The following is a 22,225-nucleotide window of genomic DNA, read 5'->3' as shown; positions in this document are numbered from 1 at the left end:
GACCCTTTCAGAATGAGACGCTTTGAATTAGTTAACAGAACCGCTGAAATACAGCTCGTAATCAATCGTTGTAATAAACGGCACATATTTTCCGTTGAAACGGTCGTAGTGCTGCAGCGTGAACCAATCGACAAAGCCCGGCCAATTAATCTCATCATCTGCGTCCAGGCCGAAATGATCATAGAAATGGAACACCAGCTTCCCGCTGAACTGGTCTCCGGCAATCTTGAAGTCCTTAATGGTAATATTATTGCCATGGAAGGCATGAATCGCCAGGGATAACGCCAGATTGGTCTTCTCCGTAAACACCGGATACGGGCTGTGTGAGAATCCGCCCACGTAATCATAAACAACTTTCTTGTTCGCACTTGGGTCATACTCCAGCTTAGACAGGTCGCCATTACTATTGTGCAGCTCCTGGACAACGAAATCACGGATTAATTGCACATAATTCTCGGTGCTGGAGTCACTTATGACTGCATTGTCCAGCTTGCTGTTATGATACTTGATATATTGGTCCGTATTGAAGGTGTCACCGTCGGAAACCGATGTGCCTTCATTACTGCGGTTATCGTATCTGAACGTCGAGATCAAATCGCTCAGAACGGAGCTCATATCGTCACTCGCACCGGTTTGGCCGACGGAGAACAGGAATGCCATTTCGCCCCAGATCATGGCTTCCGGCGTAATCTTGGCCACAGAGAACACCGGGCCCAGCTTGAATAATTCACTATAGGTGTAGTCATTGAACGTCAGGTCATCCGATACGGTATAATCTCCTCGCGGAGCATCCTTGAGTACTCCCTCTCTGTGATCTGACTGAAGGATCAATGCCTCATTAACATCTGGAGTCAGCCTTCTGGGATCCACCGCATCGTTCAGACCATCGCCGTCTGTGTCTGTCAGATTAGGATTAGAATACATATAGGCATAGACCTTATCGCCGACTTTCAGAATGCGGACCTCTTCACCATCCTTGAGCCCGTCGTCATCGCTGTCCGCATCCAGGTAGTTCACTCTGACCACCGCACCACCTGTACCTAGACGCAATCGGCCTGCCTGCATTTCTTTCTCGTGATAGTCACTAATGCCGTCCATGTCTGTATCTTTGTATAAGTCCGAGGTCTCGGCGATCGTATCGAAGATCCCGTATAAATGGTCGGCGTTGCTCGCATGATAGTAGCTGCCGCCGGTGCCCTGCGCCATATTTGTCAATATACTCGTCGATACACTGCTGCCGAGCCCTACCGTATAAATAACGATTTGATTATCAGCGGCCTGCTTGGTCAGCGATGTATTGTAAGTGCCGTCTCCATCTGTAAGCATAATAATATACTTCAGGACATCTGTTCTGCCGCTGGCGGTGAACAAATTAAGCGCACTTGCAATTCCGCTAGTCAAGCTCGTTCCGCCGTTACTGTCAATCTTCCCTGCGGCTGTATTCAAAGCTGTCTTATCAGAGGTGAACGCGGATAATACCTTGGCGGTGTCGTCAAAATCAACAATAGCGCCCCGGTCACTTCCTGTCAGCAGGTTGATGAACTGTCTGGTTACGCTGGTTCTCACATTGCTTCCATCATTGCCCGACATGCTGCCCGAGGAGTCGATGACGAAGACAATGTCCATCCCCGAATATTGCTCTTCTCCCTCATCATACAGGAACTTATACTGCCATACAGTATCGTATACGGTTTTGTTTAATAAAATATATTTTGAGAAGTGTGCAGTCTCAACCGAAACCACATTACCCGTAACCTTCTGATTAGGTAGCTCTTCAAATAACTGAGCGGCTTCATTGAAATAGTAGATCCGCGGGACGAAGTTCGCTGTATTCAACAAGCTATCATCCAGTTCGAAGGAAATCGTCGCCTTCTCAAAGGCTCCGTTTATTGAGAAATTGTAGCCTTGATCGATATAGCCGGGGATCGTTGCATCATTAAGAATGCCGTCCTGAACAGGATCTACAGATAAACTGCCCACCTGTTCCGCGCTGACCCCTTCAACGGTAACGCAGGGAACTACCTTGGCATCCGCAGCTTCAACCACAACCGTCCTTGAGAACTTCGCCTCCATTACGAGCGGATTGCTTCCGATCTTCACCTCCCAGGCATCCGACAGCCCGTCGCCATCGGTGTCCGTCTTCAGGGGGTCCGTCTGGTACTTCTGTACCTCTTCGCCATCCGAAAGACCATCGCCGTCCGTATCCGCGCTGATCAGGCTCGTCTGATAGGACAACTCTTCCAGGTTGGTTAATCCGTCGTTATCGCTGTCTTCGTCACCATCCAGAATCCCGTCCTGATCACTATCCTGTTCCAGCGGATTCAGCTTCAATACGATAATCTCATCCCGGTCGCTTAATCCGTCTCCATCAGTATCTTTACTGGTAACGGAAAGGCCATAATGTTCTTCGTAATAATCGCTAATTCCGTCGCCGTCGCTGTCCTGCTCCCGGTCAATCCCTAAGTTATCCAGATTATTCTCGTCGAAATTCACAATGATATACTCTTTGGCAACCTCAGAACCATCGCTTAATTGCGCACTTAGCTTCAGCAGATTATAGCCGACACCCAGCCCTATGCCTTCCACGGACCAGACCTCATTTACAGGAATAGCTCCTTGCTGCAGGACCGTTTTATTTTTATCAGAAGTCTGATAGGTAAAGGTCTTGATGCGCGATGTCCCTCCCAGTGTTCCCGACAGCTTGTCCAGCTTCGTTCTCAGGAAGTAATAGTCACCGTCTGCGCTATTCTGAAGTTCTAAACCGTACGTATCCAGCTGCACGGAGACTTCCTCCGGTTCAGGTACTTCTTGCCGGGCCGCAATCTGCGTCAGCTCATAGCCCGCAGGTTCATTGACTACATTTCCCGGATTCCCGGAGAACCCGAGTGTCAGCGTCTCCCCCGGCTGAATATTGGCGTTGTAGCCTGCATTATGTATGACGTAATGATTACCGGTATGCCCGGTGATTTCGGCCGTCCAGAACCGTTCCAGATTCCCCTCATAATCAAAACTCAGCTTCCAGTCCTCAATGGTGGTCTGCGATAGATTCTTAATGGCAATTTCACCGTTAAAAGCGCTTGCCCAGTCACTTGTCACCTTGAAGCTTGTTTCATAGTCTCCTGCCGGCACGATCTGTTCGCTGCCTTGTATATCAAATGCTGCCGGTAGGACCAGTTCCCCGTCACACTTCGCTGTAAAGCCAAAATTCACACTGCTGCCCGCAGGAATGTCCTGGTTGCTCCCTGCATTCTGAATTGCATAAGCACCATTCTCATAGGCCTGCACAATCCCGTTCCAGATATTAGTGATCTCATAGGGCTGGCTGAAGCCCAGTGTCCAATTCTCAATCGTCCGGTCGCCCGTATTCCTGATGGTGACATCCGCGTTGAAGGCCCCCTCCCACTTGGAAGAAATAGTGTAGATTATCTCGTAACCCTCTCCCGTGAAGACCGTTTCCTGCAGGCCGCCCGTTGAGTCCTCTTGAGCCAGAGCAGGCTTGAGCGGAATAGAAGATAATACCAATACTAGAATTACTAATAGAGCAAAGCTTCGTTTCATAATCCTTTTCCTGAACATCGCTACCGTTCCTCCTCGTATTATTACAAATAATAGTTCGAAAAATGATGTAATGTCATGGAGTATTATGAATCTATAATATTTGCAAATAGAGGATTAGGCAACAACAATTGGAAGAAAAGTAGAAGAACAACAAAACCATAATAGCCTATTCTGAATATAACCTCCCGCTTCAGCCATAATAATACAAGCCATTTCATTCACACACCTAAAGGAGCAGATGAATTTGAAAAACAAATGGCTGTTGGCGTTAACATTGGTGCTCATACTCACCTTGACGCAAGCAGCAGGCCCCGTACAGGCACAGGCTGGCGACAAGAAAGAAGCGGCTTGCTTCAGCCCCAGGATGGTTCAGCTGAAAAGCGATATGCAGAAGGTATGGATTGACCATACCATATGGACGCGAAGCTATATTGTCAGCGCCATCTCGAATAACCCGGACCAGAAGGACGTACTGAACCGGCTGCTGAGAAACCAGCAGGACATAGGTGATGTATTCAAACCGTATTACGGGGAGGCTGCCGGCAATAAGCTTGCGGAGCTGTTGAAAGAGCATATTGGGATTGCAGTGAAGATTGTAGCAGCCGCCAAAGCAGGCAATCCCGCCGATGTGAAGAAGCTGCAGGCCGATTGGCATAAGAATGCCGATGATATTGCAACTTTTTTAAGCGCATTGAATCCAAACTGGCCGTTTAAAGCGGTGCAAGAGATGCTGTATACACACCTTCAGTTAATTACAGACATTGTGCTGAGCTGCCTCCAGGGAGACTGGCAAGCAGATATTGCCGCAACCGACAAGAATGAGGTCCATATGATTCATTTAGCGGATGTTCTGTCATCAGGCATTATCAAGCAGTTCCCGGAGAAATTCTAGGGAGCGTAATAAACAATGTTTGCACAATGGCTTTTCATAATCGCCCGGAAGGGGATTGTGGAAAGCTTTTTTATGTGTTTAGCCATAGCAGAGTAACAGAGTGAACTGGCACGATATATTAATCCCCTAATCCCATCCTGTCAAGAAATAATTTCTGTGGGAGCGGCATTGAGGGTATGCCCCCCTAAACTTACCAAGTATGAATGAATTTGCGGGTATGAGGACCATGACTGCTTTTTCCTATTCGTCCGGCTTCACGTAAAATTTGCTACAAGCCTAGCCTAATGATATGCCATAGAAGGGAAGTGCTGTGCATGAACAGCGTGGATATAATCAAATTTGTGGTCCTTTACGGTCAAAAGCCCGAGCATGAAAGTTACGGATACATGGAGCTGAATCAGGAGGGCCATATGATTGCACTCTACAATAATTTTGGTGAGGAATTAGATTTGTATGGGGGTCACGAGCTTGTCCGGGTACGAACGCTTGGCCAATTTGATGACGAGGACCGCGATAATTTCTATTCCTTGTTGGAAAGTGACGGTGTAGGTTAATCCTACCGGATTAACCTGCATCCAGCTAAATATCCCCAAGAAGTGCATCAAGCTGATCCCAATGCTCCGCAGTATGAATCATTTCTTCGGCAAAGCGGGCAGGGACCCTGCTCGACGAATCGAGCGGCGGCTTGATCCACCAAAGCGACTCGATGCACCAGACATACTTGACTGCCCGCAAAAGAGTGCCCGGCGGCAGCGGGTGTACACTACGGTAGCCTTCAGCGAAAGCAGCAACCGCATCCCCGCGGAATCCGCTCCCGCCGAGTGTGCCGGAGAGGACCGCCCGTCCGAGGTCCAGCGCCGGAAACGAGTAGCGTGCCCGGTCGAAGTCAACGATGGCTGCCAGCGCGTCCCCTTCGAACAGCAGGTTGTCCGCCCACAGATCAAGGTGGGCCCAGCCCGCTGTCAGAGGCGTAAAGTCCTTATCTCCAAGTGAATCAGCAACCGCCTTCTGTAATAGCAGCGCGTCCCGGACACGCCCAGACGAGCTGCGGGCTGCCTCCCAGCTTACCTCCCAGGCGAGCTCCATCTCCTCGCGCGACAACTGCCAGGCCGGTTCACCCGCCTGCACTGCTGCTCCGACCCCTGATGCCGCCGCGGCACCCCAGACGGTATGCATATCCGCAGCAGCCCGTCCGAGTGCATGCATTCCCTGCTCACCGATCCTGCCGGCTGGCACCATAGCACCCGGACAGCATGTCATGACGGTCATGTATCTTCCGCAGGGCAGGATGTGCATGCAGCGCCCTTCCAGCGTTAAAGGCTCAGGACACGGTCCTCCCGACTGGTACCACAGGAGCTGCAGCTGCAGCGCATTCTCAATCTTGCCGCGAAACTCCGGATCCTCCATCTTGAACCGCCCGGGGTGATAGCTTTTGGCGAATAGCCGCCCCTTATTCGTCCCGATAATCCACTTCTCGTTCAATAGTCCGCGATTCACACGCCCGGCAGACAGCAGCTCAGCCTCAAAATGCTTCTTCAGCCAGCCTGCGATCTCGTCAATTAATTGGTCCTCAGTCGTCAGCAGCATTCTAAGCCAACCTTTCTAATCAGATTCCCCTATTCATGATTCTATCTCAACAATGTCAATATTTCTCTGACAGAATTATCAATAAAGGCACGCTCAGGCCGGGATTTCATGAACACAGTCAGTCCGATTAATGATATGACCAGTGTCTGCGCCAGACTCTTTGCGTTAATCCCGGGATCAAGCTCACCTGAACGCAACCCCCGTTCAACCGTTTCCTGGAAGATTACCGAGAGATACATCTGATGTTCTCTGGTCAGGATTGCAAACTTCTCATCATGCGGCGCAAGCTCCACCATCGAGTTTAGGCAAAAGCATCCCCAGTTCGGGTCTTTCCCATATTCCTGTGCCACTAGATTCTCAAAAAAACTGCGGAATGCTTCTTTAACAGAAGAATTAGTCTGGAGTCTGCCCCGGATAGAGGCAGCGTGAGCACTCGTATATTTGCGCAGCGCAGCTTCAAATAGTCCTTTTTTATCTCCAAAGGCGGAGTATAGGCTGGGGCGCTGAATGCCCATTCTTGAAGTCAAATCGCTCAAAGAGGTAGCTTCGAATCCTTTCTCCCAGAATAGCTGCATCGCTGCATCCAATACCTTGTCTTCATCAAATTCACGTTGCCGGGCCAATATAACCCCTCTTTTCATATCGTTCAGTATATTATAATTCTATTGTTCACAGATTACATTGTCAATAAAATTGGGATTGCGCAGCAGGTATTGACATAACCATTTATCAGGGTTACATTTATCAGGAATTATTTCATACCGTTCAGTATGAAATGAAATTTAAGGAGGCGTCTCTTTGGAAAAGGTAGTTGAACAACCGCTTATAGCATCCGAATCCGCTCCGGCATCTCCAATGTCCCGGAGTGTTGCACTCTTATTTGCCATCGCCTGCGGACTGGCAGTCGCCAATATTTATTACGCGCAGCCCCTGCTGGACGCTATCTCGCAGGAATTCGGGATTATTCATTCCTCCGTCGGTCTTGTTATCACCATCACTCAAGTCTGTTACGCTCTTGGACTGCTGTTGCTGGTGCCCCTCGGCGATTTATTGAACCGGCGCTGGCTGATCGCCGGACAGATGCTGGTATCCGTGCTGGCCTTGATTGTGGTGGGCACCGCCCCCACCAGCAGGATATTATTCATAGCCATAGCTGCAGTTGGATTGCTTGCCGTAGTCACACAGACACTGGTTGCCTTCGCCGCAACTTTGGCAGCCCCGGCTGAGCGCGGACGTACCGTGGGCGTGGTAACCAGTGGAATCGTAATTGGGATTCTGCTCGCACGGACATTCGCCGGTGTATTGACGGATATAGCCGGTTGGCGCTCTGTCTACCTGGTCTCTGCGGGTTTAACACTAATTATGGCTGGAGTATTGTTTCGGGTGCTGCCCAAGGATGAGCCCTCAAGAGAATCCTTATCCTACCTGCAGCTGCTGCACTCGCTGTTCACGTTATTCGCACAGGAGCGAATTCTGCGCATCCGCGCTGTACTGGCTCTGCTGATTTTTACCGCGTTCAGTATATTATGGACTTCCCTGGTCCTGCCGCTCAGCGCTCCGCCGCTGTCTTTATCCCATACTGCAATCGGCGCGTTTGGACTTGCCGGAGCAGCTGGAGCGTTAGCAGCAGCACAGGCAGGCCGTCTTGCCGACCGGGGTTTAGGGCAGAGGACTACAGGTGTGGCATTAATACTGTTGCTTCTGTCATGGCTGCCCATAAGTTATACGGAGCATTCGCTTCCCGCGCTAATCATCGGCATTATCCTGCTTGATCTGGCAGTACAAGCCGTACATGTTACCAACCAGAGCATGATTCTTACGGTACGCCCTGAGGCACGCAGCAGGCTTACTGCCGGTTACATGATTTTCTATTCCATAGGCAGCGCCACCGGGTCAATCGCATCTACCAGCATCTATGCTCACTCAGGCTGGAACGGAGTATGCTTGTTAGGTGCAATCGTCAGTGCCCTGGCTCTGCTATTCTGGGCATTAACCCGCCGCCTTAAATAGATAAATATAAGGCCGCCCTTACAGGCGGCTCACGGCTCTCTTATATTCTGTGCATTGCGCAGACTAGTTAAGTTTGGTCACTTCCATTACCTTGCTGCTAAACTGGTAAGTTACACTGACATTCTCTATAATCTCCGTATCCTGATAGGCCAGGGAACCCTTGAACTCCAAGGTATCATTGTCCTTCCAGACGATGTTACTGGCATCACTATAATTTTCATAATCCGGGCGGATCCATGTGTCTATTCCTTGCTCCGCCCCATATTTGACTCTTGCGGATTCTATTAATTCTGGACTGGTTCTTCCTTCCTCCACATTAATAATCTGCACAAATTCACTTTTATTAGAGCTGGTGACGACCGCAACTAACTTCTTATCGGGTGAAGGAATCATATCTGTGATATACATAGAAGGTGCAGAGAAGCTTGAATATTCCTCCAGCTTATTGTCTTTGATCCTCCATAGGACATTCTGGCTTCCATAATCCGAATAATGATTAAATAACGTAAATAACATACTCCCGTCTGCCAGTTTAACAATATACGTACTCCGGTAACTTAAGGACAGAATATCTATGGCAAAAGCAGCCGCATCGGCGATTTTGGGATTCTCATTTCGTGCAAACGGCTGAAGTTTATTTAATGCCTTTGCTCGTAAGCTTGGATCATTGAAGCCTTCCACCAGTCTATTAATAGCAATATATACATGTTCTTCATTGTCACTTTTGAGGGCCTGCAGAAATTTCATCCCATCATACTTAGGAACGGGCAGTAACTCCATGTCTTCAGCTCTCAGATAACGGATGTACGGCTCTGCGTTTTGATTCTTATAATATTCGGTTGCTAATAGCGCAGAAGCGGTTGAGCTATAGAGCACAAGACAAGCAACCAGAGCCACCCACTTTTTAGAAAAGCCTTTTTTCCTTTTCTCCGCTCCGCTCGATCCGGCTGCTTCAATTAAATCCTCATCAATAAGTCCGATCTCGCGGAATAACTCTTCTCTTTTCACAGGCGAACTCCCCCCTTGGCTAAATGAACTCTGAGCTTATTTCTTGTTCTGAAAAGAATGGACTTCACCTTACTGCTGCTCATCTGAAATCTCATAGCAAGTTCCTCTATAGAATCTGAATACCAGTACCGCCTAATAAATATATTTCTGGCTTGCTCCTCTATGCCATATAGAAATTCGTTGATCAAGCTTGCGGTTTCACCCGCTTCATATTCTCCTTCTACCGTATCCGGGGAAGCTATGCACCCTTCCAGTTCGGTTAGAATGGCATCAAACTGACGGTTGCGTTTCTTGGCTGTAATATAGCTATATCTATCGAGCGCTATATTACGTGTAATTCTTCCTAGAAATACAGATAGCTTCCTGGGCATCGTTGGCGGAATTGCATTCCACGCTGCCAGGTATGTATCATTCTCACATTCATCAATATCTGAGAGATTGGATAGGATGTTTCGGGCAATCACTCTGCAGTAAGCCCCGTATTTATCCTTGGTCTCTACAATGGCCTGCTGTGAACGCTGTAAGTATAGGCGGACTATTCCCTGATCTTCCATCTGTCATTCTCCTTTTAATCTCTTATCTATACAGTAGGGAATTGTTGGAACGGGTTGCACTTATATTATAATTTCCACAGAAAAAATCCCAGCGCATAAGAAGTATCCCTCTTATCAGCCAGGATTAAGATATGTTCAGAACAATTTAAAAGCTAATTATTCCGCGTTCACTATAAGTGTGTCTTCATCTTCACCGGGTTCAGGTGCCAGACTTACAGTGAGGTCCACAGTCAGGGTATCCGTTATAGCGGTATCCGTCCAGGACGTTCCGTCCCATATCTGCTTCAGATAGGTCACCGTTATCTTGAAATCACCTGCTACAGAGGGAAGGTACTCGGCCTCATATACCAGATCAGTAACGGTAAACGTTCCCGACTTGCCTGCCTCCGTGGAGTTCCACGCTAACGGTTGATGCCGCTCGTCGCCGATGATTGGCGATGTGTTGCCCTGATTATAGCCCTCCGCTGTCAGGACCGTCTACCGCCTTGAACAGCTCCAGCTTCTTGTCGTTCACATTCATCCGGTACATATAATAGTTATTGGCATCCTGCACCCGGAAGAGGATGCCGGCATTGGCATTCGCGATGGGAACTTCACTTTGGCTTCCACATACCTCCTCTAGATCCATATTGGCTCCTTATGCATGGTGAAACGGGCAGGACAACCTCAAATAAGTAACCGCTTTCATAACATGCCCTCACCTACGGAGTTATTTCTTACTATAATCCTGGTCCATGAAGAAAGGAGCGTGGCAGGCCCACTCTCCAGGGATACAATTATACTGTGCTGTATGAACTACACCGCTCTCTGTAGAGCAGGAAAAGTCGTAATAACACTTTGCTTAGCGAATCAGCACTTCCTTTGTCACCTGTGCAGGGGGCCGCCAAAGAACAACGAATTACTCATAGAAGGACTACTAAACTGGAGGGATTGAAATGGAAATTCTGAAAACAAAGGAAGCTGCGGAGCTGCTGTCCGTTAGCCAGACTACGATCAAACGCTGGGCGGCCATGTTCCCCGATTTCTTTCCAAAGGACCGTCTTGGACACTATACCTTCTCGAAGCGGGAGATCAGCCAGCTCAATTATATTAAAGACCGTATTAATCAGGGGGAAGCGCTGGAAGGCATCCATCTGGATCTCACGAAGGACAACCTGCCAAGGGGTCCGCTGCAAGAGAAGCTAAGCCCGGATACAGACGATGACCCTATGAATAAAATATGGTCCCGGATCGGGTATATTGAACACGCACTGGATCAGAAAGCAAACGAGGTGGTTTCGATTCAGTTGCTCCAGCAGCGTGCTGAACTTGAAGATATGCGTGTAATGATTAAGCAATTATCCGCAACGCTGGAAACGATGCAGAAGCCCGGCAGTAAATCCCTCTCCACGTATGAAGAGCTTCATCCGGTTGCCGCCGGCAGGCTGACGTCTCCGCCAAGGAAGCGCGGTCTATTGCGCTCTTTTTTCCCATTCCTATAGGCCCGCCTATTCACACAAAAAAGGTGCGACAAGCCCGGTTCATCACCAGACGCTCGCCGCACCTTCACTCTCTAGCTTAAATTAATGCGTTGAAATGGCCCTCCGCGTCCACCGTGGCCGTCCGGGGATCGGTGAGACCGATACCCTTGAAGCCTCCCGTTCCTTCATTGCGCCAGAGGGGGAGGTGATCCTGAAGCGGAGATGCCGGTACGAAATTGGCAGGGGTGCTGCTTCCGCTCTTCAATACGAGCTGGGACTCCAGCAGCCGGATTTGCCGCTGCAGCTGCTCCCGCCGGTACGGGGTCTGCATCTGACTTCCCTGTGCCGCATTCACTTTATCCAGTTCCATCATCAGCTGGTTGCGCTGTTTCTCCAGGGAACTGACATCACTCTGTGTACCGCCATAGGCCGCTATGGGCTGTACGGAGCTAATGCCTGATACTGTCTGTGCCGCCATGATCTTTCCCTCCGTTTCCTTGGCTCCTGCTCCAAATTCAGCCAAATTCGTAAGTTCTAATCATCTTTATTACCCAGCGTGCCCCGTTATGACAACATCAGAACTGCAACTGGACAATAATCGTCGTATAGTCTCAGTCGGCCGCTTGTTTCGGCCCTACCAAAGACCCACCGGAGGCTGGCTAAAGTCCCTTCAGAGCTCCCTTACTCGTCCTTCAACCGCCGCACATACAGAACAACCGACACAACCGTTAATACAACCGTCCATGCCAAAATAATGAGAAGGGGTTTCAAGACATCTCCCGTTGTATATCCTGTATCGCTTAGACCCAGCAAATGCACAAGCTGGCTGCTTGGCATGTAATCCAGCACCTTGAAGACCGGGTAATCCTTGGCCAGTACTGCTCCCCAGGGTGCACCGGTAAATATGAACGCCACCGGGAGTATAGATAATGAGGCTTCAAGCACCGTCTTGGAGAATAAACCGCAGATTGTACCGGCTGCTGTGTATAGAATAATCGAAAGAATGATTGCTGCCGTAAACGTTCCTATATTAGCTGGCTCATAGCCCAATATATACGTTGAAATAGCCAGAACAACAGCGGACATGACAAAAACCAGGCTGCTTTTTCCGATCAGAACATCCATGGTCGTGGCCGGAGTCAGCATTAATGACCTTAAAGTGTTACGCTCCTTCTCCTCTGCGATCAGGCAGGCTTGTGCCAGACTCGTCAGGATCACTAACGATGTATTCAGAAGAAAACCGATCGCTCCAGGTAAGGCTGAGCCTGCACTTCGAAAAAGAAATGCGAAGAGTATGGGAAATACCAGAATAATCGAGATCGCATAATTGCGCGAGAACTCTTTGTAATCCTTCACAAATATCGCCCGGGCCCGTTTCAATGAGATACTCATAGCAGCTCACTTCCTGTCATTTTAATGAAAATATCACCCAGACTGGGCTCTTTCGTCTCGATCCGGTCAATGAGCCCCCGCTTCATCCAATCCGCGATTCGATCAGCTGTTTCCCCACCGATTGGAAGCTCATAAGCTTCCCCGTTGGTCAAGTCAACACTAACTGCATTCTTCCGGTGCTGCCGTTTAAGCTCCTTCGGTGAGCCGATGACCTGAATTTGTCCCTGATACAGAATGGCTACACGGTTGCACATCAATTCTGCCTCCGCCATATCATGCGTAGTCAGAAAAATCGTTGTCCCTTTCTCATTCAGGTAGCGCAAGCCTTTATAAATATGTGCAGAGTTCACCGGGTCCAACGCCGAGGTAGGTTCATCTAAGAATAATAATTCCGGCTCATGGATAATCGCGCAGGCCAGCATAACACGCTGACGCATCCCCTTCGATAGGAGATTAACTTTCTTTTTGCGCTCCCCGCTTAAGTTCACAAACTGCAGTACCTTATCGACCGCAGCTTTGGGAAGATCGTATAACTTACGGTACAGCTCCAGATTCTCCTCAACCGATAACCGCTCATAGAGGCCGCTGTTATCCGTCAGAATGCCGAAGCGCATCTTCTGGGCAGACTGCCGCATCTTCTCCGCCGGCTGGTTAAATACACTTGCCTGTCCGCTTGTCGGATTTAGCTGTGCCGTGAGAATCTTGATTAATGTTGTTTTGCCTGCGCCACTCGGACCGAGAAACCCAAAAATTTCTCCCTTAGGAATAGAAAAGGATACATCTGCTAACGCATCCTTTGGTCCAAAGCTCTTGCGGACACGTTCTACCTGGATAACCTCCATGAACTCCACATCCTTAGCGTTGATGGCATAAATATATAAAGAATGCACGCTTCCTGCCATCAAAACCCGCCGAAATGTAGCTGTAACCGGCTGAATGGTACCATTTAAATGTTCAGCAGTGCCTTTAATTCCTGCAATTTCGAGCGGGATAACGGAACTACGGCATCCTGGCTTGTGTTTAACCGCAGGCTGTAGCTATTCTTCGTCCAGGTAATAATCTCTCTTACCTTTTGCAGATTAACGATGTAGGAGCGGTGACACCTGAAGAACCCGAAATTCAATAACCTCTGCTCCAGCTCGGTCAGCGTCAGCGCACAATCATAATTCTCCCCGCCCACATGAACAAGAATCGAACCCTCTACACTTTCTATAAAATCGATTTCAGGCGGATTAAATAAAATCACCTTGTCATTGCGTTTGGTAGAGATCTTCTGCAAGGTGATATTAGGCTCGTCCTGCTTATGTACATCCTGCTTGTCCTCTTCGGAGTCCCGGATATCGAGCGGATGGAATCCGGACTCGTTCAACCGGTAAATGACATCACAGGAAATCAGGGCATCCTCTAAATTCGAGGTCAGGATTAGAATCTGCTTGTCTCCCGACAAGTCATCCAGAATCCGTTTGAATTGACGGCGGTCCTGTTCTTCCAGGTAAAAGTAGGGCTCCTCCAGGACAAGTGCAGGCTGATACGCAAAAAAGACACGCAGCAAGGTTACATACACCCTCTTGGACGGGCTGAGATCCTTGATTTTTACCTTCCGTTCTTCTTTTAATGCAAAATACTCCATGAGCGAAGCGGCATGCTCCTTCCTCTCCGACACATCAATTAAAAATGTGATTAGCTCCTCTACCGTTAAGCGCATGTACTCGCCCTGCTGCACCCGAAATAAATAAAACCCGGCATGCTCCGCTAATTGATTCATTACAAGCTGCTTCCGCTTCAAGTCCGTTATAATGCCAACCGGCTGGCCCGGTGTCATATTGAATTCGATCTCCGGCAGGTATAATTCCCCGCCTTCATACATGGGTTGAAATTGCATACCATCCTCCTGGTCATTACTGCTATAGATATATATGCCAATTATATAAGTACCGCAACAAAGAGAACAGCCCTTATGCTGTTCTCTTCCGCTGTCTGCCTCAGAAGCAGGTGAACGAGCTGACCCGGTTCAGATCAATGCCGAAGTATGTCCAGAAGAAACCGGTCCACCGGAACCCTGCAATTGAACTGCGCCCGACGAATATCGGGAAGAACCAGAATTGCTCGCCATTGTTCAGCCAAATGTATGTGTTGCGGAACAGGCAGCGTCTAATTCCTCCAGGGTCGATGGCGAATGTGGTAACCGGCATTTGCGGCACGAATTGCGGCGGAGGGGACGTCGGCGCCTGAACGCCTCCCGGTCCGCCTCCCGGAGGTCCCGGAGTCCCCGGAAATCCGCCGGGACCTCCACCTGGAAACCCAGGTCCTCCAGGTCCTCCCGGAATCCCCGGAAATCCGCCCCCGGTTCCCGGTGTTGGAAAAAATCCCATATGTGATCGCTCCTTTCAAGTGAGTAGGCATAATCATCATATGCATTCGCGGAGAGGGCGCTTGGGCGGATGCCCATTGTACATGCGCCTGACGTAAATTCAGACTTCACAAAGAATAACCCCACACAGTGGGGCTTAAGCTTCGATGATAATACAGGTGCTTTGCGGGGACCCCAAAATATATAAATTCTTATCTATCAAAAAGGAGCCGCACCCTCACCGGGTGCAGCTCTTTATCCGTCATTCAGTCTCCCTGCTTAACTCGTAGCCCCGAGCACAGGCTCCAGCACTTTATCCTGAACAGTAATACTGTTGATGGCTGAATGTTTGATCCATGAAAGTGCCAGTGTTCCTTCGCCCATATGAACGCCTACCACCGGAACAAAAGTCATGATTTCTGTATGCACTGAAGGCGACATTTCTTTGATGGCCGACTCCAGGCTCAGCGCCTCCTCCATATTGTTGGCATGCATAATGCAGATATCTTGGATCAGACGGATATCCTGGTGGAGTGTCTCCAGCAATTTCTGCTTCGTCTTCTTGAAGGTGCGAATTTTGTCCACGACAATAATTTTGCCTTCATCGAACTTCAGCAGCAGATGAATCCGCATCAGCTGGCCAAGCACGAGCTGAGAGCCGGAGAGCCGCCCGCTGCGGTGCAACTGGCTCAGACTCGCAGGGATTAGGTAAAAAGACATCTCTTCAATGATATTTTCAATTCTGCTCCTGATCTCCAGCGCAGAGTACCCTGCCTGCTGCCAGTGAACGCCGCGCATAATCATCTCACGGATCGGGTAAGCGCCCACTCTTGAATCAATGCCAATTACGGCAACTCCAGCGATCTCTGCCGCCTGCATCGAAGTATGGAACGTACCGCTAAGCTCAGAGGAACAATGTATTGCTATAATTTCGTCATACTCTTCCTTTAGGCGCTCGTATAATTCCACGAACTCACCGATCGGCGGCTGGGAGCTGCTAACCTTGCCATTCTGGCGCATTTTATCATAGAACTGATCAGCGCTGATTTCGATATTTTCTTTATAGCATTCATTATTGACAATTAGACGTAGTGGAACAATATAAACATGGTTATTCATGGCAAATTCAGAATCAATTGTGCTGGTGCTGTCGGTTACCCAGGCGATGGATTTCATAGTCACTACTCTCTTTCGTGAGGGATTGATTACGATCAGGAATCAGCAGCTTCAACTATCTGCATATTCGTAAATTATACAGGAAGCCAAGCACCCGCATAGCAATTAAGCGATAATCGCAGCACCTTTTTTCAACTTAATTCGACATAAATTCACATTATACATGATAGATATACCTATTAAAGAACAGACCGGGTATGGTATGTAGAGACGCCAAAAAAGGATATCAAGCAGAAACGGCTTCGCCGTCCTTATCAAGGACGGTACCGTTCCAGCGAGAAATAGAAGGATAATTTTTAGCGTGAAACATATAAATTCTTATATTTAAAAAAAGAGCTGCACCCTCATCCGGCGCAACTCTTTACCCGTAATTTAATCTTCAAGCTCCGTATATATTTGAAAGGTCACGCCGAATTTATCCGTTACATCACCAAACCCGGGGCTGAAGGGTTCTTCTTTAAACGGCATATTGACCTGGCCCTCCTGCCGCAAGGCTTCATAGATCCGCTTGGATTCTTCTACATCATTCGTTGTAATGCAGATAGTAACCCGTTTCCCGTTTCCAGCAGGCGAACCGCCTGGAGCATCGGATAACATAAGCTCCGTACCTCCAACCTTTAGCTTGGCATGTGCTACAAGACTCCTCAGATCGTCCGTGAATGTGCCCGGCAAGTCCGGCATGTCACCGTAAGTCATCATAGAGAGGATTTGTGCGCCGATGGCTTGTTCATAGAACGGAATGGCTTCCTTTACCCGGCCCTCCAAAGTAATGTAAGGGGTAAGTTTTACCGTCATAAGATTGTTCCTCCTTGAGTTTGGATTGAATCCGCATTTGTGATTCATTAGTATAGACGATCCGGCCGCCGCAAACTCATCGGTCTATGGAACAATTCTGCCTCGCGTCCAAATCTGCCGGCAATCCAAATCGCACAAATAACTCAGGATCAATGAAATGATGGATATGAGCGATCTTCCCCAGTTCCAGCTCTGGAATATGAATGCTCCACGGAACCAGCCGTCCATCCGGTCCGGAGGGTACATACTGGGCAAAAGCGGGGCTATCCCCGTTAGCCCGAACCGGTAGCAATCTGGAGCCCAAACAATGGCTGCGTGTAATAGTGTAGAAAGACGACAGATTAGAGCTGCCACGAACCCACATCGTAAATGGCGGCATCGACAAGCTGCCGTTCTCGCGGAATAAGGCCAACAATGCATCAATATCATACTGTTCGAAGGCTTCCATATAACTAGCAAGCACTTGTTGATCTGCCTGGGCATCTCCCCCTTGTAACTCCTCGGACCGGAGATTGGACCGGGCGATACCCGACCGGGCCCGTTGCACAGCACTGTTGACGGCTGCCGTGGTCATTCCCATCGCATGTGCTGCCTCGTTAGCCGACCACCGGAAGACATCAAGCAGGATCAGTACAGCGCGTTGCCGGGGCGGCAGTATCTGCAGGATCGCAATAAAAGATAACCGGACGGTTTCCCTGCTGACCACGATGTTGGCCGGGTCGGTAGCGTTATCGGGGGCCGGCCATATCCAGGAATCCCGGGGCAAGCTGTCACTGGGCTCCTTAATAATAGCCGCGGGTTCAGAGAGATCCATCGGAAGTGCCCGCCGCTTGGCATTCCTCAGCCTGTCCAAACAAATATTAGTGGCAATCCGGTACACCCAAGACTTACGGGAAGAATCCTGCCGGATCTTGTCCCAGCTCTGCCAGGCCCGGAGCAGGGTATCCTGCACTGCATCTTCCGCTTCAAAGATGGACCCCATCATCCGGTAACAATATCCGGTTAGTTCAGAACGCAGCTCCTCAAGCATATCTATTCCATGCTTTTGGCTCATATTACGTTTCCTCCTCTTGAAGATGCCTTCTCCATGACAGTAATTCAGAGTTTTATATTTTTTTCAATAAAGTAACGACAAAAGACGTCTTCCCCAGCGAGCTTTTGGCTTCAATCTCCCCGCCATGTAATGTAACGATACTTTTGGCAATTGCAAGTCCTAGGCCTGATCCGCCCGTGTATTCGGAACGTGACTTTTCTACTCTATAGAATCTCTCAAAAATATAGGGGAGATCCACACTGGGTATTGCTTTGCCGTAATTATTCACTTCAACTTGAACGGATTGGCTCGAATCTCTTACTATAAGGTCAATGTATCTTCCTTCTTTTCCATACCGTATGGCGTTTTGAATGAGATTTTCAAACACCCTGGCTATTTTATTGCCATCGCCTATGATGACAGGGTGATCAGCCGTTATAAATGTCCTCATGTGCATGTCCGCTTCCTGCATTTGAATCCTATGTTGTACAACTAATTGATTAATCATTTCTTCAATATTAATGGATTGATCATTTACAAGAGTTTCTTTATTTTGGACATAGGTATATTCAAACAGATCATTTAATACATGATGCAGGCGTTCAACCTTGGCATACACAATCTGTATATAAGCACGAAGCTCCACTTCGTCCCTGTATTCATCCTCATTGATAAGATTCAAGTATCCGATGATAGAGGTTAGAGGGGATCTAAGGTCATGGGCAACATTTGTCACCAAATCATTTTTGATCTGTTCTGATCTCCGCTCTTCCTCAATGGCCTTCCGGGCTTGAATTACAACATTATTAATATGGGTAGCAAGTTTATCTAACCCGTTCTCTGCCCGCTCTTCTATTTTATGATCAAAATTACCGTTCGCAATAAGCTCAACCTCACGTATCATACGGTTAAACTCAGTTGAAATATAGCGTCTCTTTTCCATCTTATAGAACAGGAACAGATAGAAACAGACAAACAACCCAAACATCAAAGGTACAAGTACACCCCTGAGAGAAGAAACGGCATTGAATATAAAAGCTACCGCACCTGACTGTTTCTGATAACTATAAAGTGAAGAATATAGAATAGCCGCTGTCAGCGTTGATGCTATTAGCGACAGCAGAACATAGAGAATGGCTCTCCAAACCGGGATTGTTTTCATTATAAAAAACGTATTATTTTTCAATTTTATAGCCAACTCCCCAGACCGTTTGAATCACCGTTTCTCCTGTTGCCGCAGCAATTTTATCTCTCAGGTTACTAATATGAACCATAACGGTTTTGTTCGATCCGGCCCCCGTTTCATTCCATACCTTTTCAAAAATTTCTTCTGATCCGAATACTCTTCCGCGATTCTTGGCCAGCAAATATAAAATATCAAATTCAATAGAGGTCAGCCTTATTTCCTGCCCCTGCGCATGAACCGTGTGACTTTGTTTATCAATGGTTAAGGAGTGAATATAGATACAATCCGGATCTTTCGCCGCCGGGTGATAATTAGCTCTGCGCAGCAGCGCCTTTACTCTCGCTGTTAATTCCAATGGATTAAAGGGCTTGATCATATAGTCATCCGCACCCGTCATCAAACCCATAATTTTATCCATATCCTCTGCCTTTGCACTTAACATCAAGACTGGAGTTTCCTGCTCTTTGCGAATTTCCCGGCATACTTCAAGTCCATTCATTTTGGGCATCATAATATCTAAGATCACGAGGTCAATAGAGTGGCGCTCCATGAATTGAAGGGCCTCAATTCCATCCTGCGCTGTATGAATATGATAGCCTTCATTGCGCAGATATACCCCGATTAACCCTGCAATCTCATGATCATCGTCTACAATAAGTATCTCGGTAGTCATATATTCTCCCCTCAAAACATGTCCGTTGTCTCCTGTTATAATCTTATCCTATTCAATAAGTTATTCCCATGGCTTCTCTGTAATAGTCTGATTATAACTATATACCCCACAAGTGCTCCAACAGTGTTGGCAATAAGATCATTGATATCTGTGCTCCTGCCATTACCCAAAGTAATTCTGATCACCATCTGAAGTATCTCAATAGATAAACTGAATAAGAAGCCGTAGTACGCTACGCTTTTTAAAGACTCAATCTTTTTATGGAGCAGTGGCAGATATACACCAAAGGGCATGAACATTATCACATTTAATACAAAGGTTTTGATATCTATTGTTAATAGCGGAATGAAATTAATCGTTTTGTACCAAGAAGTGTGATTGGCATATATGCCGATATTCACATCGATGGGGAAGAATACCAGGTCGATGACACAAAGTAAGTAAATACTAAATGTTATTAATATTAAATATTGGCCTGCATGAAGCGGCCTTTTTTTCCATAGTGCACTTACTGTCAGGTACAGCAGGAATAATACGAATAGGGGCACCAGAAAATATGTTGAATGGATTGTATACATAATAGATTGTTCCACATCTAATTCCTCCTCTAAGTTATTATCAAAGTTGGACAAGAACAATGGGACTGATGACAGCCCCATTGTATCCAGCCCGCATGCTTAGTTAGTAACCGGAGTGATCTGGCCATCGACTGATATACTAATGATCATCGCTGCATCCAGGAAGACCCTTTTGCCCTCTTTGTCCAGGTTATAATGCCATTCGAATCCCCGCTTTGAAGAGCTTGTGGAGCCTAAAGAAAGCTCGGTTTCCTTGCCGTCTGATGTTGTTATGCTAACTCTAGGGCTGTACTGTGGTAATTCATCACTATGCCCATCTGTACGTACCCCTTCAATACCAATGCCAATCGTTGAGATATGAACCGATTCAAGAGACATCTCTTCTTGTTGCTGTGACAGGGTGTGATCAATTCCGATATTGAAAGAGGTACCGCTCTCTTGTGCTGTAAAAGTATTATGGAATGGTCCTTCAGCAATAACTGCTTCTGTAGCGGTATTCACTACTGCATCCGCCTTAATCGTAACTTTCTTTCCTTTCAGACTGCTTGGTGTATCGACATCAAACATGGCGATGATCTTTTTACCATCCTCTGTCACACGTTGCTCTACCATGTAACTTGCATCCTTTGCCCACTTGAGTTCAAGTGCAGCCATAGCTGCATCCTGTGAGAAAACTGTACCGTCTTCCTTCTCAAAAGAAACGATAATAACCGCACTATTTCCACCAATAATGCTTTCTTCTACCGTTGTTTTAATCCCAGCCATTACTCTAGACTCGTTAATTAAAGTCGTAGATTGTCCCGGAATCCCGGCATTTCCATTGAAAAATTCTTTGAAAGCATCCTTATCGGATGAAGCCAGCGCTGAGGTCCCCATCGCCATTAATGATACAGTTGCTGCTATCGCTGTACCGGCTACCCACTTCTTCCTTGTATTCTTCGCCCTCTGACTACTCTTCTGATTGTTGTTCATTGTAAGTCCCTCCAATATGTTTTGTTGTGTTCCTGGTGAATGTACCTAGTATAATCAGCAGTTTCTAAGATCCTTTAAAGAACATTTAAAGATTTACTAAATTTTCTCGGGAACACCGGTATCCAAAATCGCTTTGGTATATATTCAGTGATATGATAATCAAATATATGGGTTCACTTCTGAGATCGTAATTTCCCCATGATTTGTTGTTGACCAAATATAAAATGAATGGAGTAGTATTATGAAAATTATTATTTTTGGAGCAACTGGCGGGGTAGGTCAATGCGTCGTGAAGCAAGCGTTAGAAAAAAACTTTGAGGTTACTGCATTTGTACGTACACCTTCAAAGTTACAAATACACCATGAGCATCTACATATTATCCAGGGAGATTGCTTCAATAAAGAGGCGGTTGCCCAAGCCATTGCAGGACATGAGGCAGTTGTATCCTGCTTAGGCTCTAGTCTAGGCATGAAAAAATCTACGGAGCTGCAGCAGATGACCAAAAATATAGTAGATGGGATGAGGGAGCATTCAATTACCCGCATCGTCTATACAGCTTCTGCAGGGATTCACAAAGAAGTTCCGGGGATTAGCGGGAAACTGGTCATGACCATGCTAAAGAATCCTCTTCTGGATCATCAAGGCGCTGTGGATTATATTGTGGCAAATAAACTTAACTATACAATCGCCAGGCCTATGGGATTAACGAATAAAGCTTTGACAGGAAACTATAAGGAAGCTTCAACAGGCGTACCGGAAAAGGCAAGAACGATTTCCCGTGCAGACGTAGCGGATTTTATCGTGAAGGTATTAGGGGATTCTACATACGACCGTACATCCATTGGTATATCTGATTAAGCGTAAGATTTCCGTCCATACCCGGCATCATAAGGTCAATGACACAAACGGACGATAACATTCCGCAGCCAGGAACCTTTCCCTTATTCGGGATACCGTTCACCTTGCACTATATAACGGTAAAATATAGAGGCACCCATAA

24 protein-coding genes are annotated in these 22,225 nt (G+C 47.5%); 5 read left to right on the top strand and 19 right to left on the bottom strand.

The window, feature by feature from the left end; genetic code table 11:
• Positions 1-27: 27 nt before the first annotated feature.
• The gene (locus MKZ24_RS05305) at positions 28-3,576 is read right to left on the bottom strand and encodes a DUF3289 family protein (RefSeq protein ID WP_340781584.1); all 3,549 of its coding nucleotides are present in this window, start codon (positions 3,574-3,576) and stop codon (positions 28-30) included.
• A gap of 226 nt (positions 3,577-3,802) precedes the next feature.
• Between MKZ24_RS05305 and MKZ24_RS05300 the strand changes: the two genes are divergently transcribed.
• Both MKZ24_RS05300 and MKZ24_RS05295 read left to right on the top strand, forming a co-directional pair.
• Positions 3,803-4,450 (top strand): glycosyltransferase, encoded by a 648-nt coding sequence (locus MKZ24_RS05300; protein WP_340781583.1) that lies wholly within the window; start codon positions 3,803-3,805, stop codon positions 4,448-4,450.
• Between the two features lie 314 nt (positions 4,451-4,764).
• Positions 4,765-5,004, top strand: coding sequence for a hypothetical protein (locus MKZ24_RS05295; protein WP_042241025.1), 240 nt, complete (start codon positions 4,765-4,767; stop codon positions 5,002-5,004).
• Positions 5,005-5,029: 25 nt separating this feature from the next.
• Here the strand turns inward: MKZ24_RS05295 and MKZ24_RS05290 are convergent, their stop codons facing one another.
• Positions 5,030-6,037, bottom strand: a complete 1,008-nt coding sequence (locus tag MKZ24_RS05290; RefSeq protein WP_340781582.1) for a phosphotransferase — start codon at positions 6,035-6,037, stop codon at positions 5,030-5,032.
• A 41-nt stretch (positions 6,038-6,078) separates the two neighbouring features.
• The gene (locus MKZ24_RS05285) at positions 6,079-6,660 is read right to left on the bottom strand and encodes a TetR/AcrR family transcriptional regulator (protein WP_340781581.1); all 582 of its coding nucleotides are present in this window, start codon (positions 6,658-6,660) and stop codon (positions 6,079-6,081) included.
• A 232-nt stretch (positions 6,661-6,892) separates the two neighbouring features.
• Here MKZ24_RS05285 and MKZ24_RS05280 point away from each other — a divergent pair, with 232 nt between their 5' ends.
• On the top strand, positions 6,893-8,047 hold the full coding sequence (locus MKZ24_RS05280) for an MFS transporter (RefSeq protein WP_340790060.1): 1,155 nt from the start codon (positions 6,893-6,895) through the stop codon (positions 8,045-8,047).
• Positions 8,048-8,110: 63 nt separating this feature from the next.
• Here the strand turns inward: MKZ24_RS05280 and MKZ24_RS05275 are convergent, their stop codons facing one another.
• The 4 genes from MKZ24_RS05275 to MKZ24_RS05260 all read right to left on the bottom strand — a co-directional run bounded on the left by MKZ24_RS05275 (position 8,111) and on the right by MKZ24_RS05260 (position 10,237).
• Positions 8,111-9,055, bottom strand: coding sequence for a hypothetical protein (locus MKZ24_RS05275; RefSeq protein WP_042241034.1), 945 nt, complete (start codon positions 9,053-9,055; stop codon positions 8,111-8,113).
• Entirely contained in the window at positions 9,052-9,609 is a 558-nt protein-coding gene (locus MKZ24_RS05270) for an RNA polymerase sigma factor (protein ID WP_042241036.1), read from the bottom strand. The genes MKZ24_RS05275 and MKZ24_RS05270 overlap by 4 nt, the downstream gene beginning before the upstream one ends.
• 156 nt (positions 9,610-9,765) lie before the next feature.
• Positions 9,766-9,906: a hypothetical protein gene (locus tag MKZ24_RS05265; RefSeq protein WP_156123433.1), complete on the bottom strand. Its 141-nt coding sequence runs from the start codon at positions 9,904-9,906 to the stop codon at positions 9,766-9,768.
• A 154-nt stretch (positions 9,907-10,060) separates the two neighbouring features.
• Positions 10,061-10,237: a hypothetical protein gene (locus tag MKZ24_RS05260; RefSeq protein ID WP_156123434.1), complete on the bottom strand. Its 177-nt coding sequence runs from the start codon at positions 10,235-10,237 to the stop codon at positions 10,061-10,063.
• Between the two features lie 307 nt (positions 10,238-10,544).
• Here MKZ24_RS05260 and MKZ24_RS05255 point away from each other — a divergent pair, with 307 nt between their 5' ends.
• The gene (locus MKZ24_RS05255) at positions 10,545-11,090 is read left to right on the top strand and encodes a MerR family transcriptional regulator (protein WP_340781579.1); all 546 of its coding nucleotides are present in this window, start codon (positions 10,545-10,547) and stop codon (positions 11,088-11,090) included.
• Positions 11,091-11,166: 76 nt separating this feature from the next.
• Here the strand turns inward: MKZ24_RS05255 and MKZ24_RS05250 are convergent, their stop codons facing one another.
• The 12 genes from MKZ24_RS05250 to MKZ24_RS05195 form a co-directional block, all read right to left on the bottom strand.
• Positions 11,167-11,547 carry a hypothetical protein gene (locus MKZ24_RS05250; RefSeq protein WP_076243694.1) on the bottom strand — a complete coding sequence of 127 codons (381 nt, stop codon included), beginning with the start codon at positions 11,545-11,547 and terminating at the stop codon, positions 11,167-11,169.
• Between the two features lie 203 nt (positions 11,548-11,750).
• Positions 11,751-12,461 (bottom strand): ABC transporter permease subunit, encoded by a 711-nt coding sequence (locus MKZ24_RS05245; RefSeq protein WP_076243695.1) that lies wholly within the window; start codon positions 12,459-12,461, stop codon positions 11,751-11,753.
• Positions 12,458-13,303 carry an ABC transporter ATP-binding protein gene (locus MKZ24_RS05240; protein WP_076243759.1) on the bottom strand — a complete coding sequence of 282 codons (846 nt, stop codon included), beginning with the start codon at positions 13,301-13,303 and terminating at the stop codon, positions 12,458-12,460. Before MKZ24_RS05240 ends, MKZ24_RS05245 begins: the two co-directional genes overlap by 4 nt.
• A 104-nt stretch (positions 13,304-13,407) precedes the next feature.
• Positions 13,408-14,343, bottom strand: coding sequence for a LytTR family transcriptional regulator DNA-binding domain-containing protein (locus tag MKZ24_RS05235; RefSeq protein WP_340781578.1), 936 nt, complete (start codon positions 14,341-14,343; stop codon positions 13,408-13,410).
• 100 nt (positions 14,344-14,443) lie between these two features.
• Complete coding sequence (locus tag MKZ24_RS05230) at positions 14,444-14,833, bottom strand: hypothetical protein (RefSeq protein ID WP_042140528.1); 390 nt, start codon at positions 14,831-14,833, stop codon at positions 14,444-14,446.
• 257 nt (positions 14,834-15,090) lie between these two features.
• Entirely contained in the window at positions 15,091-15,987 is an 897-nt protein-coding gene (locus MKZ24_RS05225) for a DegV family protein (protein ID WP_042241046.1), read from the bottom strand.
• 372 nt (positions 15,988-16,359) lie between these two features.
• Positions 16,360-16,782: a VOC family protein gene (locus MKZ24_RS05220; protein WP_340781574.1), complete on the bottom strand. Its 423-nt coding sequence runs from the start codon at positions 16,780-16,782 to the stop codon at positions 16,360-16,362.
• Between the two features lie 76 nt (positions 16,783-16,858).
• Entirely contained in the window at positions 16,859-17,836 is a 978-nt protein-coding gene (locus tag MKZ24_RS05215) for a sigma-70 family RNA polymerase sigma factor (protein ID WP_340781572.1), read from the bottom strand.
• Positions 17,837-17,888: 52 nt separating this feature from the next.
• The gene (locus MKZ24_RS05210; RefSeq protein ID WP_042243824.1) at positions 17,889-19,001 is read right to left on the bottom strand and encodes a sensor histidine kinase; all 1,113 of its coding nucleotides are present in this window, start codon (positions 18,999-19,001) and stop codon (positions 17,889-17,891) included.
• Positions 18,991-19,674: a response regulator transcription factor gene (locus MKZ24_RS05205; protein ID WP_042241053.1), complete on the bottom strand. Its 684-nt coding sequence runs from the start codon at positions 19,672-19,674 to the stop codon at positions 18,991-18,993. Before MKZ24_RS05205 ends, MKZ24_RS05210 begins: the two co-directional genes overlap by 11 nt.
• A gap of 35 nt (positions 19,675-19,709) precedes the next feature.
• The gene (locus tag MKZ24_RS05200; RefSeq protein ID WP_231637750.1) at positions 19,710-20,267 is read right to left on the bottom strand and encodes a VanZ family protein; all 558 of its coding nucleotides are present in this window, start codon (positions 20,265-20,267) and stop codon (positions 19,710-19,712) included.
• Between the two features lie 84 nt (positions 20,268-20,351).
• Positions 20,352-21,224: a hypothetical protein gene (locus MKZ24_RS05195; protein ID WP_052416806.1), complete on the bottom strand. Its 873-nt coding sequence runs from the start codon at positions 21,222-21,224 to the stop codon at positions 20,352-20,354.
• Between the two features lie 241 nt (positions 21,225-21,465).
• On the opposite strand from MKZ24_RS05195, the gene MKZ24_RS05190 reads away from it, so the two are divergent.
• The gene (locus MKZ24_RS05190) at positions 21,466-22,083 is read left to right on the top strand and encodes an NAD(P)-dependent oxidoreductase (RefSeq protein ID WP_042241056.1); all 618 of its coding nucleotides are present in this window, start codon (positions 21,466-21,468) and stop codon (positions 22,081-22,083) included.
• The last annotated feature ends 142 nt before the right edge of the window (positions 22,084-22,225 follow it).

It is taken from the genome of Paenibacillus sp. FSL R7-0297 (genome assembly GCF_038009025.1).
Classification (GTDB): domain Bacteria; phylum Bacillota; class Bacilli; order Paenibacillales; family Paenibacillaceae; genus Paenibacillus_AQ.
Note: the sequence above shows the minus strand (reverse complement) of the source record. Positions and strands in the feature narration are given on the sequence as shown.